The 14,601-nt window shown below is 44.7% G+C and carries 19 protein-coding genes; 15 read left to right on the forward strand and 4 right to left on the reverse strand.

The window, feature by feature from the left end; genetic code table 11:
- The first annotated feature begins 146 nt into the window (after positions 1 to 146).
- From ACFPTP_RS05030 to ACFPTP_RS05055, 6 genes are all read left to right on the forward strand, one after another.
- A complete protein-coding gene (locus ACFPTP_RS05030) occupies positions 147 to 1,676 on the forward strand; it encodes a sodium-dependent transporter (RefSeq protein WP_381442697.1) in 1,530 nt (509 codons plus the stop codon).
- 12 nt (positions 1,677 to 1,688) lie between these two features.
- Positions 1,689 to 1,796, forward strand: a complete 108-nt coding sequence (locus ACFPTP_RS05035) for a methionine/alanine import family NSS transporter small subunit (RefSeq protein WP_381442699.1) — start codon at positions 1,689 to 1,691, stop codon at positions 1,794 to 1,796.
- Between the two features lie 156 nt (positions 1,797 to 1,952).
- Positions 1,953 to 2,912, forward strand: a complete 960-nt coding sequence (gene lipA / locus ACFPTP_RS05040) for a lipoyl synthase (RefSeq protein ID WP_381442700.1) — start codon at positions 1,953 to 1,955, stop codon at positions 2,910 to 2,912.
- Between the two features lie 17 nt (positions 2,913 to 2,929).
- Positions 2,930 to 3,250: a YutD family protein gene (locus ACFPTP_RS05045; protein WP_381442702.1), complete on the forward strand. Its 321-nt coding sequence runs from the start codon at positions 2,930 to 2,932 to the stop codon at positions 3,248 to 3,250.
- 106 nt (positions 3,251 to 3,356) lie between these two features.
- On the forward strand, positions 3,357 to 3,806 hold the full coding sequence (locus ACFPTP_RS05050; protein WP_381442704.1) for a DUF86 domain-containing protein: 450 nt from the start codon (positions 3,357 to 3,359) through the stop codon (positions 3,804 to 3,806).
- Positions 3,807 to 3,808: 2 nt separating this feature from the next.
- Positions 3,809 to 4,567, forward strand: a complete 759-nt coding sequence (locus tag ACFPTP_RS05055; protein ID WP_381442705.1) for a TIGR01457 family HAD-type hydrolase — start codon at positions 3,809 to 3,811, stop codon at positions 4,565 to 4,567.
- Between the two features lie 225 nt (positions 4,568 to 4,792).
- On the opposite strand, the gene ACFPTP_RS05060 is transcribed toward ACFPTP_RS05055, so the two are convergent.
- Entirely contained in the window at positions 4,793 to 5,029 is a 237-nt protein-coding gene (locus tag ACFPTP_RS05060) for a YuzB family protein (RefSeq protein ID WP_381442706.1), read from the reverse strand.
- A gap of 139 nt (positions 5,030 to 5,168) precedes the next feature.
- Between ACFPTP_RS05060 and ACFPTP_RS05065 the strand changes: the two genes are divergently transcribed.
- Complete coding sequence (locus tag ACFPTP_RS05065; protein WP_381442708.1) at positions 5,169 to 6,233, forward strand: NAD(P)/FAD-dependent oxidoreductase; 1,065 nt, start codon at positions 5,169 to 5,171, stop codon at positions 6,231 to 6,233.
- Positions 6,234 to 6,296: 63 nt separating this feature from the next.
- On the opposite strand, the gene ACFPTP_RS05070 is transcribed toward ACFPTP_RS05065, so the two are convergent.
- A complete protein-coding gene (locus ACFPTP_RS05070) occupies positions 6,297 to 6,623 on the reverse strand; it encodes a YuzD family protein (RefSeq protein ID WP_381442709.1) in 327 nt (108 codons plus the stop codon).
- 199 nt (positions 6,624 to 6,822) lie between these two features.
- Here ACFPTP_RS05070 and ACFPTP_RS05075 point away from each other — a divergent pair, with 199 nt between their 5' ends.
- Both ACFPTP_RS05075 and ACFPTP_RS05080 read left to right on the forward strand, forming a co-directional pair.
- Entirely contained in the window at positions 6,823 to 7,566 is a 744-nt protein-coding gene (locus tag ACFPTP_RS05075; RefSeq protein WP_381442711.1) for a polysaccharide deacetylase family protein, read from the forward strand.
- Between the two features lie 157 nt (positions 7,567 to 7,723).
- Positions 7,724 to 7,960, forward strand: a complete 237-nt coding sequence (locus ACFPTP_RS05080; protein ID WP_060210554.1) for a NifU family protein — start codon at positions 7,724 to 7,726, stop codon at positions 7,958 to 7,960.
- A 99-nt stretch (positions 7,961 to 8,059) separates the two neighbouring features.
- On the opposite strand, the gene ACFPTP_RS05085 is transcribed toward ACFPTP_RS05080, so the two are convergent.
- Positions 8,060 to 8,755, reverse strand: coding sequence for a DUF2225 domain-containing protein (locus ACFPTP_RS05085; protein WP_381442713.1), 696 nt, complete (start codon positions 8,753 to 8,755; stop codon positions 8,060 to 8,062).
- A gap of 124 nt (positions 8,756 to 8,879) precedes the next feature.
- On the opposite strand from ACFPTP_RS05085, the gene ACFPTP_RS05090 reads away from it, so the two are divergent.
- From ACFPTP_RS05090 to ACFPTP_RS05105, 4 genes are all read left to right on the forward strand, one after another.
- Positions 8,880 to 9,245 carry a HesB/IscA family protein gene (locus tag ACFPTP_RS05090; RefSeq protein WP_381442714.1) on the forward strand — a complete coding sequence of 122 codons (366 nt, stop codon included), beginning with the start codon at positions 8,880 to 8,882 and terminating at the stop codon, positions 9,243 to 9,245.
- Between the two features lie 271 nt (positions 9,246 to 9,516).
- Positions 9,517 to 10,734 carry an NAD(P)/FAD-dependent oxidoreductase gene (locus ACFPTP_RS05095; RefSeq protein ID WP_381442716.1) on the forward strand — a complete coding sequence of 406 codons (1,218 nt, stop codon included), beginning with the start codon at positions 9,517 to 9,519 and terminating at the stop codon, positions 10,732 to 10,734.
- A gap of 70 nt (positions 10,735 to 10,804) precedes the next feature.
- Positions 10,805 to 11,302, forward strand: a complete 498-nt coding sequence (locus ACFPTP_RS05100) for an NUDIX domain-containing protein (protein WP_381442717.1) — start codon at positions 10,805 to 10,807, stop codon at positions 11,300 to 11,302.
- Between the two features lie 286 nt (positions 11,303 to 11,588).
- Complete coding sequence (locus ACFPTP_RS05105) at positions 11,589 to 11,918, forward strand: YuiB family protein (RefSeq protein ID WP_381442736.1); 330 nt, start codon at positions 11,589 to 11,591, stop codon at positions 11,916 to 11,918.
- 50 nt (positions 11,919 to 11,968) lie between these two features.
- Here the strand turns inward: ACFPTP_RS05105 and ACFPTP_RS05110 are convergent, their stop codons facing one another.
- A complete protein-coding gene (locus ACFPTP_RS05110) occupies positions 11,969 to 12,448 on the reverse strand; it encodes a divergent PAP2 family protein (protein WP_381442719.1) in 480 nt (159 codons plus the stop codon).
- Positions 12,449 to 12,600: 152 nt separating this feature from the next.
- On the opposite strand from ACFPTP_RS05110, the gene ACFPTP_RS05115 reads away from it, so the two are divergent.
- On the forward strand, positions 12,601 to 14,112 hold the full coding sequence (locus ACFPTP_RS05115) for a leucyl aminopeptidase (protein ID WP_381442720.1): 1,512 nt from the start codon (positions 12,601 to 12,603) through the stop codon (positions 14,110 to 14,112).
- A 115-nt stretch (positions 14,113 to 14,227) separates the two neighbouring features.
- Complete coding sequence (locus ACFPTP_RS05120; protein ID WP_381442721.1) at positions 14,228 to 14,482, forward strand: spore coat protein; 255 nt, start codon at positions 14,228 to 14,230, stop codon at positions 14,480 to 14,482.
- The last annotated feature ends 119 nt before the right edge of the window (positions 14,483 to 14,601 follow it).

Raw genomic sequence — 14,601 nt, forward strand, 5'->3', positions numbered from 1 at the left:
TTCATATGTGAGCTGGGTATTTCTTCAATAAAAAACATTTTGACAATAGATACTAAGACGGATATACTTGTCTTAAGATTATATAATAATCTGAAAATGGTAATCTTTTAACAGATTAATAAAGGGAAAGGGAAAGGGGATTTATTATGGAACAGCGTTCGCAATGGGGGACCCGTGCCGGCTTTATTTTGGCGGCTGTCGGATCAGCTGTCGGGTTAGGAAATATCTGGCGTTTTCCATACGTTGCGTATGAAAACGGCGGAGGGGCATTTTTCATACCTTACTTATTTGCACTCCTAACCGCAGGAATTCCGATTCTGATCATGGAATTCACGATAGGTCATAAGTATCGGGGATCTGCGCCACTATCATTCTTTCGTATGAAAGGAAAAGGGGCCGAGTGGTTGGGCTGGTGGGGCATTTTCGTTTCGTTCGTCATTTCAACGTATTATGCAGTCATTATCGCTTGGGCGATGAAGTACACGATCTACTCCTTTAATACAGCGTGGGGGGATGATACAGGAGGATTCCTGTTCGGAAGCGTTTTGAATTTGGCAGATACTCCTGGAGAGGTTGGCGGGATTGTGCCAGGCGTGCTTCTTCCGCTGCTCTTAGTTTGGGCACTCGCTTTCATCATTTTATTGGCAGGGGTCAAACGTGGAATCGAATTGGCGAATCGGATATTCATACCGATGCTTGTCGTCGTATTTCTTCTCGTCGTCATCCGGGCGCTTACGCTTGACGGAGCGGTTCTCGGACTCGAGGCATTCTTTAAACCGGATTTGAGTAAGCTGGCAAATTCGCAAGTATGGGTTGCGGCGTATGGACATATTTTCTTCAGTTTATCGATCGCCTTTGCTATCATGATCACATACTCAAGTTATTTGCCGAAGAAATCGGACATTACGAATAACGCATTCATCACTGGGTTTGCGAACTCGGGGTTTGAATTGCTTGCAGGTATCGGAGTGTTCGCAGCACTAGGATTCATGGCGACGCAAGCGAACACATCAGTTGCGGAAGTTGCTTCTGCAGGCGTTGGGCTCGCATTCGTCGTATTCCCGAAAATCATCAATGAAATGCCGGGAATGAGTGGGCTGTTCGGTGCCCTGTTCTTCCTGTCGCTTGTCTTGGCGGGTCTCACCTCACTCATCTCAATCTGTGAGACGTATATTGCAGGGGTGCAGGATAAATTCAACGTTTCGCGTACGAAGTCCGTCGTATTCGGAGTCGGATTGGCAGCAATCATCTCATTGCTGTTCGCAACACGCGGGGGATTATATTTCCTGGACGTGGCCGACTACTTCATCAACCAATTCGGTGTAGCCGCAATCGGTTTGGTCGAAGTCATCTTGATTGCTTGGGTCTTCAAAAAGCTTCGCGTTTTCGAAAACCATGCAAATGAAATTTCGGATATACGTGTCGGCATGTGGTGGAAAGTTTGTCTAAGTGTCGTTACACCAATTGTACTTGGATATATGATGTTCGATTTGCTGCGCATCAATATCTTTAAATTGCATGAGACGGACAATGGAAACTACGAAGGATATTCGAATGCATTCATCATGTCAACGGGTTGGATGGTCGCATTATTCGCCATCGTCATGGCCATCATCTTTACAGTACTAAAATGGAACAAGAATGCAACGGATTCAACAGACTACGACAATCGATAAGGAGGATTCGCTATGAGCGGTGGAGCTATTTTCATGATGATTCTTGGAATCCTCGTCATTTGGGGAGGATTAGCGGGAAGCATATTTTGGGCAGTGGCCAAATCAAAAAGCAGAGCCTGACCCTGATTGAAATGAATCAACTTAAAAGGAAAGCGCCCATAACACGGCGCTTTCCTTTATTTTTCCTACGTCTTTTTTCCGCTGCCGATAGTTGTTGGAAGTCAGAATATATGTTACATTGACAGAAGTAATATACTGCAAAACAAGCAAATAGGAATGGAGTCGGTTATCGTGTCATGTAGACCAGAAATAGGGAAAAAGACAGAACATGTTCGAAAGCCCGATTGGCTTAAAATAAAATTGAACACGAACGAAAACTATACGGACCTAAAAAAATTGATGCGCGAAAAAAACTTACATACCGTCTGTGAAGAAGCCCGCTGCCCGAACATTCACGAATGCTGGGGCGAACGCCGCACAGCCACATTCATGATCCTTGGCGCTGTCTGTACACGCGCTTGCCGTTTCTGCGCAGTGAAAACAGGATTGCCGAACGAGCTTGACTTAGCAGAACCGGAACGCGTTGCAGACTCGGTTTCTCTCATGAATTTGAAACATGTCGTTGTGACAGCAGTTGCGCGGGATGATTTGAAAGATGGGGGATCTGCAGTGTTTGCTGAAACGATCCGTGCCATCCGCCGTAAAAACCCATTCACGACTGTCGAAGTATTACCGTCAGATATGGGAGGGGACTATGACAACCTCGAGCGTTTGATGGATGCCAAACCGGACATCTTAAACCATAATATTGAAACGGTTCGCAGATTGACGCCGAGAGTCCGAGCACGTGCAACATATGATCGTTCCTTGGAACTTCTACTTCGAGCAAAGGAAATGCATCCTGAAATCCCGACAAAGTCCTCCTTAATGCTTGGGCTTGGCGAGACAATGGAAGAAATCATCGAAACGATGGATGATTTGCGTGCCCATAAAGTCGATATCATGACAATCGGCCAATATTTGCAGCCTACGAAAAAACATCTGAAAGTCCAAAAATATTATACACCCCAAGAATTTGGAGAGCTCCGCAAAATTGCAATGTCTAAAGGATTTTCACATTGTGAAGCAGGACCATTGGTACGTTCAAGTTATCATGCGGACGAACAAGTCAACGCCGCTGCAAAAGAAAAACAGCGGATCGGGGATGCAATGTTAGAAACAACGGTGCAAAGCTGAAAATGGAAGTGATAAGTTTGGTAACAATAAATAATTTTGAATATGAAATCATGACAGATTACCGGGATGGTTTCAACGAGGAAGCATTGAACGCACGGTTCAGTGATGTGCTTTCCAAATACGATTATATTTTAGGTGACTGGGGTTACGGTCAGCTTCGTCTGAAAGGGTTTTACGAGGATCGTAATTCAAAATCGACCTATGAAACGAAAATCAGCACATTGCAGGATTACCTGTATGAATACTGCAATTTCGGTTGTGCCTACTTCGTCCTCAGGAAGGTCGGAAGGGTGAAGGTGCAGCCAGTCGAACAAGAGCAGGAGCAAGAACAGGAATAGAATGGATGAGCCGCCTCGTACGCAGGAACCTGTGTACAAGGCGGTTCATTCATGTGTACGTTATGATATGATGGACATGAGTTTAGACAACCGGGAGGGAACAATTTTGTACTTTATCGACCGTCAAAAAATCAATGAAACACTCGCTTATATGGAAAGCCTTCTTGCTTTATTCGAAGGGCATCAAAAATGGAATGAAAGCAAAGTCCACGCTTTGGCACTTGAAAGGATTGCTCATACGATCGTCGAGTCGATCATCGATGTCGGCAATTCCATGATCGACGGATTCATCATGCGCGATCCGGGAAGCTATGACGATATAATCGACATTATGGATGATGAAAAGGTGATTTCCCCGGAAATGGCTGACCCGTTGAAAAAAGTGATCGGACTCCGTAAAATGATCGTCCGTGAATTTGTTGAAGTGGATAATGAGGAAATCGAAGCAGTTTTGAATGAAACAAAAGAGGAAATTAAGCAATTCCCGATAAAGGTAAGGCATTACTTGGAGAACGAACTCGGTCCCGTTTCAGCCTTCAGTCCGCTGGAGCAGTAAAAATGGACAGATATAAAGCGGTCTGCTTTGACTTGGATGGTACCGTCTATCGGGGGAATGAAGTGATTCCTGAAGCCGCCCTTTTGATTGAAGGACTTCAACGTCGGGGCATAGAACCTTATTATATAACGAATAATTCTTCCCGCACGGCTGAGCAATTTCAAAAAAAGCTTCTTTTAATGGGGATCAAGGCTGAAAGGGATCACATTATGACATCAGCAATTGCAGCCGCGAAATATTGCAAAGAGCATTTCAACGGTGCATCCATCATGATGATCGGAGAAGAAGGTCTTGAACAAGCACTTGTTTCAGAAGGTTTCAAGCTAACTTCAGAAAACCCGGATGTCGTTATCGTCGGAATCGACCGCAGCATTACATATGAAAAACTTGCATCCGCGAGTTTGGCAATCCGAGCAGGTGCACATTTTATTGCGACGAATGGGGATCGGGCGTTTCCTACCGAAAAAGGTCTTGTCCCGGGAAATGGTTCATTTGTGAAGCTCTTGGAATCAACAACGGAACGCAATGCCATCTATGTTGGAAAACCCGAGTCGCATATGCTGCATTTCATTCAACAAAAAGGGTATAGGAAAGGTGAAATGATCATGATTGGCGACAATTACGAAACAGACATCCTAGCAGGGATCCGCTTCGGAATTGATACAATCCATGTGGAAGGCGGCGTGACAAGTTTAGAGACAGTTTTGGAGCAATTGGAACGTCCGACGTATTTTTACAAATCATTAGCTGATTGGAAATAACCAAAAGCGAAGGGCGCTCGCTCGGCATAAGACAAAGATACGAAGTGGCGGTGTTTGCCACGCAGTAGCTTTGGCTTATGACCTGAGCAAATCGAACTACGAAGGGTTCGATTTGCCTTAATTTCTGCGCTTTTTGCAGAAATTAAGGCAGCCTCCTAGCGCCCGGAGCTGGACGAAAAAAAGAACCGCAATGAAAATTACGGTTCTTTTCTTGGTTATTTGGAATTAAAATAGCGGATTTTCTTCAATGTATTGATAAATCCGTTCTGTCAATTCTTCCGGAGAGTCGGCTTCGACGACATCACCGTTGACAAGGGCATATAATCCTTCAGCACATCTTGTGCAATAACTGAGACAGCCATATTCCAATACATCTATATTTGGATCTCTTTCCAACGCTTCCAATGTCTTCTGTGAACCGTTTGCAAGATTGCTCATACAGAATTCTACGATCGGATTCACGACGATCACCTCACCTACTTGGCATGCTACTCTTATTTTCACCTGCCGTCAAATAGGATGTCTTATTGTGAAACTTCTCACAAACTGTTATAATCGTGATGAGAATTAAGCGGAAAATCGATTGGCAAAGGAGAAAACTATGAGAAAACTAGTGTTATTAGGTGCAGGCTACGGGAATATGCGCATTTTGCTTCGTCTACTCAACAAAGAATTGCCCGCCGATCTGGAAATCACATTGATTGACAGGACACCTTTCCATAGTCTTAAAACAGAATTCTATGCATTGGCAGCGGGAACAGCACCGGATTCGGATATCCGTGTCGCGCTTCCTGCACATGAAAAACTGAAGGTCGTTGAAGGGGAAATCGCGGAAATCAAATTGGAAGACAAAACGATAGCCCTTAAAAACGGTGAAGAGGTCAAGTATGACGAGCTTGTGATCGGACTCGGCTGTGAGGATAATTACCATGACGTCCCTGGAGCTGCGGAGTATACGAGTAGCATCCAAACGATCGGCCAGTCGCGCGCCACATACAAGCTTCTTCAAGGTCTTGGCGGAGGTGCGACAGTCGGCATCGTCGGCGCGGGATTGAGCGGCATTGAACTTGCGAGTGAGTTGCGCGAAAGCCGTCCGGACCTGAAAATCAAATTATTCGACAGAGGACCACGCATCCTGAAGGATTTCCCTGAACGACTAAGCAATTACGTCAAGGATTGGTTCGACAAGCACGAAGTGGAAGTCATCTCCAACTCGAACATTACGAAAGTCGAAGAGAATGTCCTTTACAATCACGAGGACGAGATCCATGTCGATGCCGTCGTATGGACTGCCGGAATCCAGCCAGTCGCAATCGCGCGTGAATTGGACGTGGAGAAGAACAGGGGACGCATCGTGCTGAACCAATACCATCAAATTCCGGGTCATGAAAGTGCGTACGTTGTCGGTGACATCGCTGATCTGCCGCACGCACCGAGCGCGCAGCTTGCAGAGGAACAGGCGGAGCAGATCGTCCGCGTGCTACGCCTCGTATGGAATAAAGAACCTTTGCCGAAAGAAATGCCCGAAATCAAGCTCAAAGGCTTCATGGGCTCGTTAGGAAAGAAACAAGGCTTCGCCTATCTTGCAGACCGCACTGTCACCGGACGAATTGCAAGACTATTGAAGTCGGGCGTGCTTTGGATGTACAAATGGCATAACGGATAATAGTAAAAAACCTTTTCCGCATCATAGGGAAAAGGTTTTTGGTTTTTAATCATTTAATTAACATCACGCCGGAATAAATCCGTGTTTCTCCAATTCATTGAATACCGGCTTCAACTGGATATAGCCTTCGCCGATCACTTCGTCCTCGATAATGACAAGCGGATAGAAATATTCATCATTCAACACTTGCTCGGCAATGCCTTTCTTTTTCGGATCTTCGATGTCCGATTCAATATCGATATATTCAATCTCAAATGGCTGGTCCGGATATTTTCTTCCGATTGCTGCTTGCAGCCACTCGTATGTATCTTTTGAAGAAGGTGCATTCACACAGCTTGCACAAATTATATCCGCCCCGTAAATTTCGATTTTCACTTTGTTCTTCTCCACGACGATCAAAACCCCTTTCGATTCTCAATTTGAACCCACTACCTTTTAGTTTATCAATATTCAGTAGTTTTGCAATCAGTCAATATTGGCGAACAGATAGGCAATCAGTTTAAACCGTAATTACTTATTTAGGCATGCATTTTAATTGTAAAACAACAAATAATACGGAGGAATAAAACTACTTAGGAGTGTATCTGACATGAAAAAGCTTATTTCATTACTTTTGTTTGCCATGCTGCTCTTTGTAATGTTTGAAAGCACTTTTGCAAATAGAGGTAGGCAGTATTATGAGCAGGCTGGACAAATCATATGGGATATAAACACAAATGAAAAGGTGATTGCCTTAACATTTGATGATGGGCCTCATCGGAAATACACTCCTGAAATATTGGATTTATTGAAAAAGTATGATGCGAAAGCTACGTTCTTCGTTCTTGGAGCGAACGCCGAAAGGAATCCGGATATACTATTACGTATGTATGATGATGGACATGAACTTGCAAATCATACATACTCGCATCCAAGCAGCCCGAACGTCCCGAATCTACTGAAGGAAATTAGACAAACCAATGAAACGATATATGCCATCACCGGGTATTCGACCAAATTATTCAGGCCTGTGGAGGGCAACTATACCGACGATATGATCGATGCCATTGCGAAAGAGGGCTATAAGGTCGTCATGTGGTCATGGCATTTGGATACACTGGACTGGAAACATCCGGGTGTCAAAAAAATAGTCAGTTTTGTTTTGGATGGAGCAAAGGAAGGAAACGTTGTGCTTTTTCATGATGGAGGAGGCAATCGGGAACAAACTGTCAAGGCCCTCGAAGAAATATTGCCGGAGCTTCAGCAAAGAGGTTTTACATTTGTGACAATTTCAGAGCTGATGGAGATCCAGTCGAAGAATAATGATGATAAACAAGTTGAAATTGAAAAGTGATAGATGTCAACGACTGCCGAAACGAACTGGCAGTCGTTGCGAATTAGCGGCACAATATCCAATAAATGTTGGCGTTATAGTTATTGGGGGATAATTCATTTGTATTTCAAGTGAGAGTTAGATTATAATAAGTATAATGAAAGGGGAGAAATAAACAATGACTGATACAGCTATGATGGAACCCGTACAAGAAGTACTAAATAAATTACGTCCATTCCTACTCCGGGATGGGGGAGACTGTGAACTCGTTGATATCGAAGAGGGGGTTGTAAAGCTTCGCCTGCTAGGTGCTTGCGGAACATGCCCAAGTTCGACAATCACATTGAAAGCAGGCATTGAAAGAGCATTGCTCGAAGAAGTGCCTGGAGTCGTGGAAGTTGAGCAAGTCTTCTAATTGAAAAAGGGACTGCGCAGAATTAATTTCTGTTGCAGTCCCTTTTTATATTCATGCGCCCAAAGCCTACCGTTCCACGCTCAAAGCGAGCCATATTATTTATGATTGAACACTTTTCTCGCGCTGCTCTCTGATTTCCTGCCATCTTTCTTTCGCCATCTCGATAATATGCGGCTCGGTCGAGGTCCTTTGGTTTTCAATCACCCTCGAAAAGTTCCTGATTGCTGCTTCTTCATCACCGATTTGATGCGAGAGCTCGGCCATCAAATACAAAACTCTCGTCTCGGACATCTGTGTCCCCGCATGATCCCCCGCAGTATACGCATCAGTATACAAATTTCGTGACACTTTCCTGAACCGCTTCGCAGACTCGAGATTTTCCATCTCATCATATAGCCAAGCGATTCGCAGCATGATGCCCGCCATTGTCAATGACTTCTCTTTCTTTACATTCGCACTTAAAAAGCCGAGTTTATACGATTCGATCGCTTCGTCGATTGTCCGTTCTTCCCCGAAGGATCTGCCGCTCCAAAGGGACGTGATTTTTTGAGCAATTTCATCCTTTACACCGGGTGCAAAATAATTGGAAAACTCATCGGTGAAGGCAAATCCGCATTTGGGGCAAACGGCTACATTATATAAAATTGGATTGATCCGTGCATCTGAATATACAGGTTTAAAGTCAGCTTCATGTTTGATTACACGAACGAAGCGTGAACGGATTTTTGTTGTAGTAAATTTCTCCTTGCAGTTCAAGCAATCCACTTTCTTGACATAAGTCGCACCGACTTCCATTCGTCATCATCCTTTCGTGCTATACTTTTCATTATACACCATCTTCAACCAACTGGAGTAAAGATGATTGCGTAATCGGTTGAATCATTGATATGATAGAGGAAAAGCGGGAAGGTGGATGTAAATGAAACACTATGTTGAAATTACTGAAGCTGCAGCATTTCATGTTAAGGAAATGATGACTCATAACGGTGAGGAAGGTTCGTTCCTTCGCGTTGCGGTAAATGGCGGAGGTTGCAGCGGATTAACATATGGTTTAGGATTCGAAGCAGAAAAGTCCGAGGATGATTTCCTCTTATCCCAACATGGCATTCAGATCGTTGTTTCGAAAGAAGATGCGGGAATCCTTGAAGGGACTAAGGTGGATTACAAGGAGTCATTGATGGGCGGGGGATTCACGATTGAAAACCCGAATGCCATCGCTTCATGCGGCTGCGGAACTTCATTCAGGACTGCGAAGAAAGTCGGCACGCCGGAATCTTGCGATTAAAATTACCGAAAAACAGGACGTAATGACCTAGCTCCCTCTCTCATCCGGATGAGTCTTCAGGATTCAACTGGATGGAGAGGGCTTTATTGTTATATTCGAATTAATGATTTTTATCATTATGATGTTGAAAAGGTTTTGTAAAAACGCTACTATTGAATAGTAGAAGTTTGTCGAATAAAGGCAGGCAAATGCCAGGACTGGGCAAATCGTCGTATGAACTGATTTTCAACGGACCCGGCACATAATAAAAATAAAGGTGGTTTCGATTTTCGTGAAAAGACCGACAATCTTAGTATTAGGTGCGGGTTACGGCGGTTTATCCACAATCGTCAACTTGCAGAAATCCATTGGCACTGACGAGGCTGATATTGTACTCATTAACAAAAATGAATATCACTACGAGTCGACTTGGCTTCATGAAGCGGCTGCAGGAACATTATCGCCTGAACAAGTTCGCTATGATATCAAAGATGTCATCAATGAAGGAAAAGTAAAATTCGTTCAAGCTGAAGTTCAAGCAATCGATATTGAAGGAAAAGTCGTCACTACTAATGTCGGTACGCATACTTACGACTATCTTGTCATTGCGTTAGGCTTCGAAGGAGAAACGTTCGGCATTCCTGGCTTGGACAAATATGCATTGTCCATCGCTAACGTTAATGCAGCTCGTCAAATCCGTGAACATATCGAATATCAATTTGCAACATGGTCTCTTGAAGATGAAAAAGACGATAGCCGTTTGACAATTATTGTCGGCGGAGCAGGCTTCACAGGAATTGAATTCCTAGGGGAGCTTGGTAACCGCGTCCCTGAACTTTGCAAAGAGTTCGACGTACCTCAAGAGAAGGTCCGCGTCATTTGTGTAGAAGCGGCACCTATGGTATTACCTGGATTCGATCCTGAATTGGTTGACTATGCAGTAAGACAATTGAAAGCTAAAGGAATTGAATTCTCGATCGGCACCCCGGTTGTAGAAGCGACTCCTGAAGGCGTTAATATTAAAAAAGGCGAAGATGAGTTTGAATTCATCAAAGCCGGTACAGTTGTATGGGCAGCTGGTGTCCGAGGCAACCGCTTGATCGAAGAGACAGGCATCGAGAATATGCGTGCCCGCGTTAAAGTCGAGAAGGATCTTCGTGCGCCAGGACACAACGACGTATTCATCGTAGGTGACTGTGCATTGATGATCAATGAAGAAACGAACCGTCCATATCCTCCGACAGCGCAAATCGCGATGCAACAAGGTGATATGTGTGCGAACAACTTGATCGCATTGATCAAAGGTAACCCTACGTCTGAATTCGTTCCGGATATTAAAGGTGCTATCGCTTCCCTTGGTGACGACGATGCAATCGGTGTCGCTTTCGGTAAGAAATTGATGGGTAAAAAAGCATCATTCATGAAAAAGATGGTTGATAACCGCTCCCTTTACATGATCGGTGGATTAGGCCTAACGATTAAAAAAGGTAAGTTCAACTTACTTAAATAAGAACTGCAATCATACTCTATTAGACACCCGCCTATTCAGTGGCGGGTGTCTTTTTCAAGGGGGGATAAGTATGTCAAAAAATAAACGGGGAAATGTTTGGCTCGGTGCTTCGGGCATTGTCATGAACAGCAACGGAGAGTGGCTCGTCGTCAAAAAGACGTATAGCGGATTGAAAGGGATGTGGTCGCTGCCTGCGGGGTTCGTGGAAGGGAATGAAACAGCCGACCAAGCAGCAATCCGTGAAGTGAAAGAGGAGACCGGACTTGATTGCAAATTGGAAGGGATGGTCGGTTTCCGCACAGGCATCCTGAATGGCGAGATTAGCGATAACATGGCGATATTCCTATTGCGTCCCGTACGTGAAGATCAGCTGCTGATTCCCCAAGAAAAAGAGATTTCAGAAGTCGCTTGGAAAACGCCATTTGAATTGAAGGATGATCCCAATGTCTCCGCCATGATCCATGAGATTGCGGAAAGGGCGATTGAATCGGGGCTTTTGGAAATGGAACAGATGGACCCCGGTGATTGGTTCGGGTACACATCTTATAAGCTTTTTTATAAAAAATGAATATTAGTGTTCAAATTTCGACAAATCATTGAATTGACATCGATTTATCTTAATTTAGCAGATAAAACTACATTATAGGTTATCGGATGGATGCGATTTAATTTCTTAATCAGGGTAATCCAAAGCCTGCTAAATCAAGATAAAGCCTCCGGCGGATGTCAGGGATTTTGAATGGAGTTAATTGCGCGAGCGCAATTCAAAATCCCGACGCAATTTCGCCCAGGCGAAATTGATTGAAAGCATCCATCCGTTCCTGTAAAATGATGATTGGAAAGCGGAGGTAAATATATTGGGAACAATTTCATTGACACATGTCGTTTTATCCATAATTATTTTCATGGTCATGTTTTTCGGAATAGGCTTCTTGCTGAACATGCTGCTCCGTATGACGTGGTTGATGGCGATCGTCTATCCGATTGTCGTCATTTTGATTATTGATGAAGTGGGATTTTTTGAGTATTTTACAAACCCGGGCCATTCATTCGGGTTGCTTGGCGAAAAAATCATGTCCCTTCATGCAGCCGATATTATTATTCTTGCAAGTGGGCTCGTTGGCGCCATTATTTCAGGGTTTGTCATTAAGCTGTTAAGGAAACAAGGGTATCAGATGTTCTAATGTAACCAAAAAAGAAGGTGTCCCAACTAGGGATCACCTTCTTTTTTGATTTACACAACAATAAATGAATAAGTAATGACGGAGATGAGTATGCCGGTCATTGAACCTGCAAAAACTTCGCTTCGTTTATGGCCGAGAAGGGTTTTCAGCTCCATGATCTTTTGCTGCCCGTCTTTTTGTTGCCAGCCTTTCACTTCTGTCACGAAGGTTTGAAAATCCAGCCGCATTTGGTTGATGATCAATGCCTGCTGGCCTGCCTGGTACCGGATTCCGGACGCATCGAACATGACGATGACCGCAAAAATGGCGGATACCGCAAATAACGGGGAACCGAGGCCGACTTCATAAGCAATCGCTGTCGTCAGCGCAGATACGGCTGCTGAATGGGAGCTAGGCATGCCGCCGGTTGACGTCATCAACTTCCAGTCCAGTTTTTTCGTCAATAAAAAATGGATCGGAATTTTGACGAATTGAGCAAAGAAGATCGCAAATAATGCCGCGAGGAGCGGAGTGTTTTGCAATAAGGACATGTTTCCACTCCTTTTCTAATGAAAAATATACAGATAGTATACCACATCAGTTGTCAGTGAAAATCGAAAGTCCGATTTTTTTGAATGATTATTTTGGTTCGACATGGTGTTGGTATATAATAGAGGATGTATGAAAAGTGGGAGGTAGTCAAATGAAAACATCATTTATTGAGCCTGATTTCGGTAATTTGAAATCGGAAGTGTTAGTTGTGGGGGTTCCTGAGCATCCGGAAAATGTGGAAGGATGGAAAACGTTCGCCGACTCGTTCAGCCCGCGTCTAATGGATTGGATCAAAGCCGGTGATGTTAAATCGGATTTCAAGAAAATCAGTAAAATGCCTGCTTTGGAAGCACGCGGTTATGAGCGTGTCATATTCATCGGCGTCGGAGCATCCAAAAAACTGACGGAAGACCGTTTGCGTCAAGCATTTGCGGCACTGGGCAAGGAATTGAAAGCTTCGAAAGCGTCATCTGTGGCCGTCTGGACAGCGCCATTTACGAACGACGAATTGGCGTGTGAAGATGTCGTCTTTGCCGCTGCAGAAGGAATCGGCATGGGCTCATATCAATTTGCAGGGTATAAAACCGATTCAAACGAGAAGGAAGTCACATTGGATGCAGTGACATTTTTGACGACTGCAGACGAAGATGAATTGAAGGCGGCATTCGAAGTGGGCAGTACATATGCAAATGCGGTGAATGAGGCACGTACGCTTGTCAATACACCGCCAAATATCCTGACTGCAACGAAAATGGCGGAGTACGCCAAAGGCCTTGCGGAAAAATATGACTTTGAAATTGAAGTACTAGGCAAAAAAGAGATGGAAGAACTGGGCATGGGCGCAATTTTGGCGGTCAATAAAGGATCCATCGAGGAGCCCCGTCTCATCGTCTTGAAATATGCGGGAACTGAGCAATGGGAAGATGTCGTCGGTCTCGTAGGCAAAGGTGTGACGTACGATACCGGCGGCTACTCATTGAAGCCGCGTGAAGGCATGGTCGGCATGAAAGGCGATATGGGCGGTGCGGCAGCCGTACTTGGAGCGATGCATATCATCGGCGAGCTGCGCCCAGCGAAAAACGTCATTGCAGTCATCGGAGCGACGGACAATATGATTTCAGGCGAAGCTTTCAAGCCGGATGACGTCATTACGTCACTCAGCGGGAAAACGATTGAAGTGCTGAACACTGATGCGGAAGGAAGACTTGTTCTAGCCGACGCAGTCACATACGCGAAGCAATCAGGAGCGAATTACCTGATCGATGTTGCGACGCTCACTGGCGGCGTCATCGTTGCATTGGGTAACGACAAGACCGGTGCGTTGACGAATGATGAAGCGTTTTTTGAAGAGTTCATGCAAGCATCTTTGGAAACAGGCGAATTCGTGTGGAGATTGCCGCTTACGGAAAACGATAAGAAGCGTATCCGAAAAAGCGACGTTGCCGATTTGAACAACTCACCGGGCCGTGATGGCCATATGATCTTTGGTGGTGGCTTTGTCGGTGAGTTCGCGGAAGACACTCCGTGGATCCATCTGGACATCGCAGGCACGTCAGACGCGTCTGCAGCCCATGATCTTGGACCGAAAGGCGCTACAGGTGTCATGGTCCGTACACTAGCTACAATTGTTGAGCGGATGGCGGATACAGATACAGCCTCATAAAACTTAACGTTGTAATAAAGACGCAGCTGCCTGGCGTTATTGATCCGTCCAATAGGCATCCGTCCCTCCTCACTTTGCCCGTCACGAATAGGATAAGTGAGAAAGGGGGATATTGATGGTACGATTTCATAGAGGCTTTGGGCCAGGATTCGGTTTTAGGCGTTTTGGTCCAGGATTCGGTTTTGGCCCTAGATTCTTTGGGCCGGGATTCGGTTTCGGGCTAGGAGTGCCATTTTTAGGAGGTTTGGCTTTAGGTGGCCTCCTTGGTAGTACGTTAGCTACACCTTATTATCCTTATGGATTTGGATATCCATACGGCTATCCGTTTGGATACGCGCCGTTTTACGGACCATTCGGCTTCCCATATTAAAAAACACACTCGGATTCTAGACTGACCTAGCCATATGAGACACATATAAAACACCTTGATTAGGCTGCCATTACACCATATTTTGCAGGTGTCAGGTAGCCTAATTTTTCTTGGATACG

It is taken from the genome of Sporosarcina koreensis (assembly GCF_042655825.1).
In the GTDB taxonomy this organism is placed as follows: domain Bacteria; phylum Bacillota; class Bacilli; order Bacillales_A; family Planococcaceae; genus Sporosarcina; species Sporosarcina koreensis.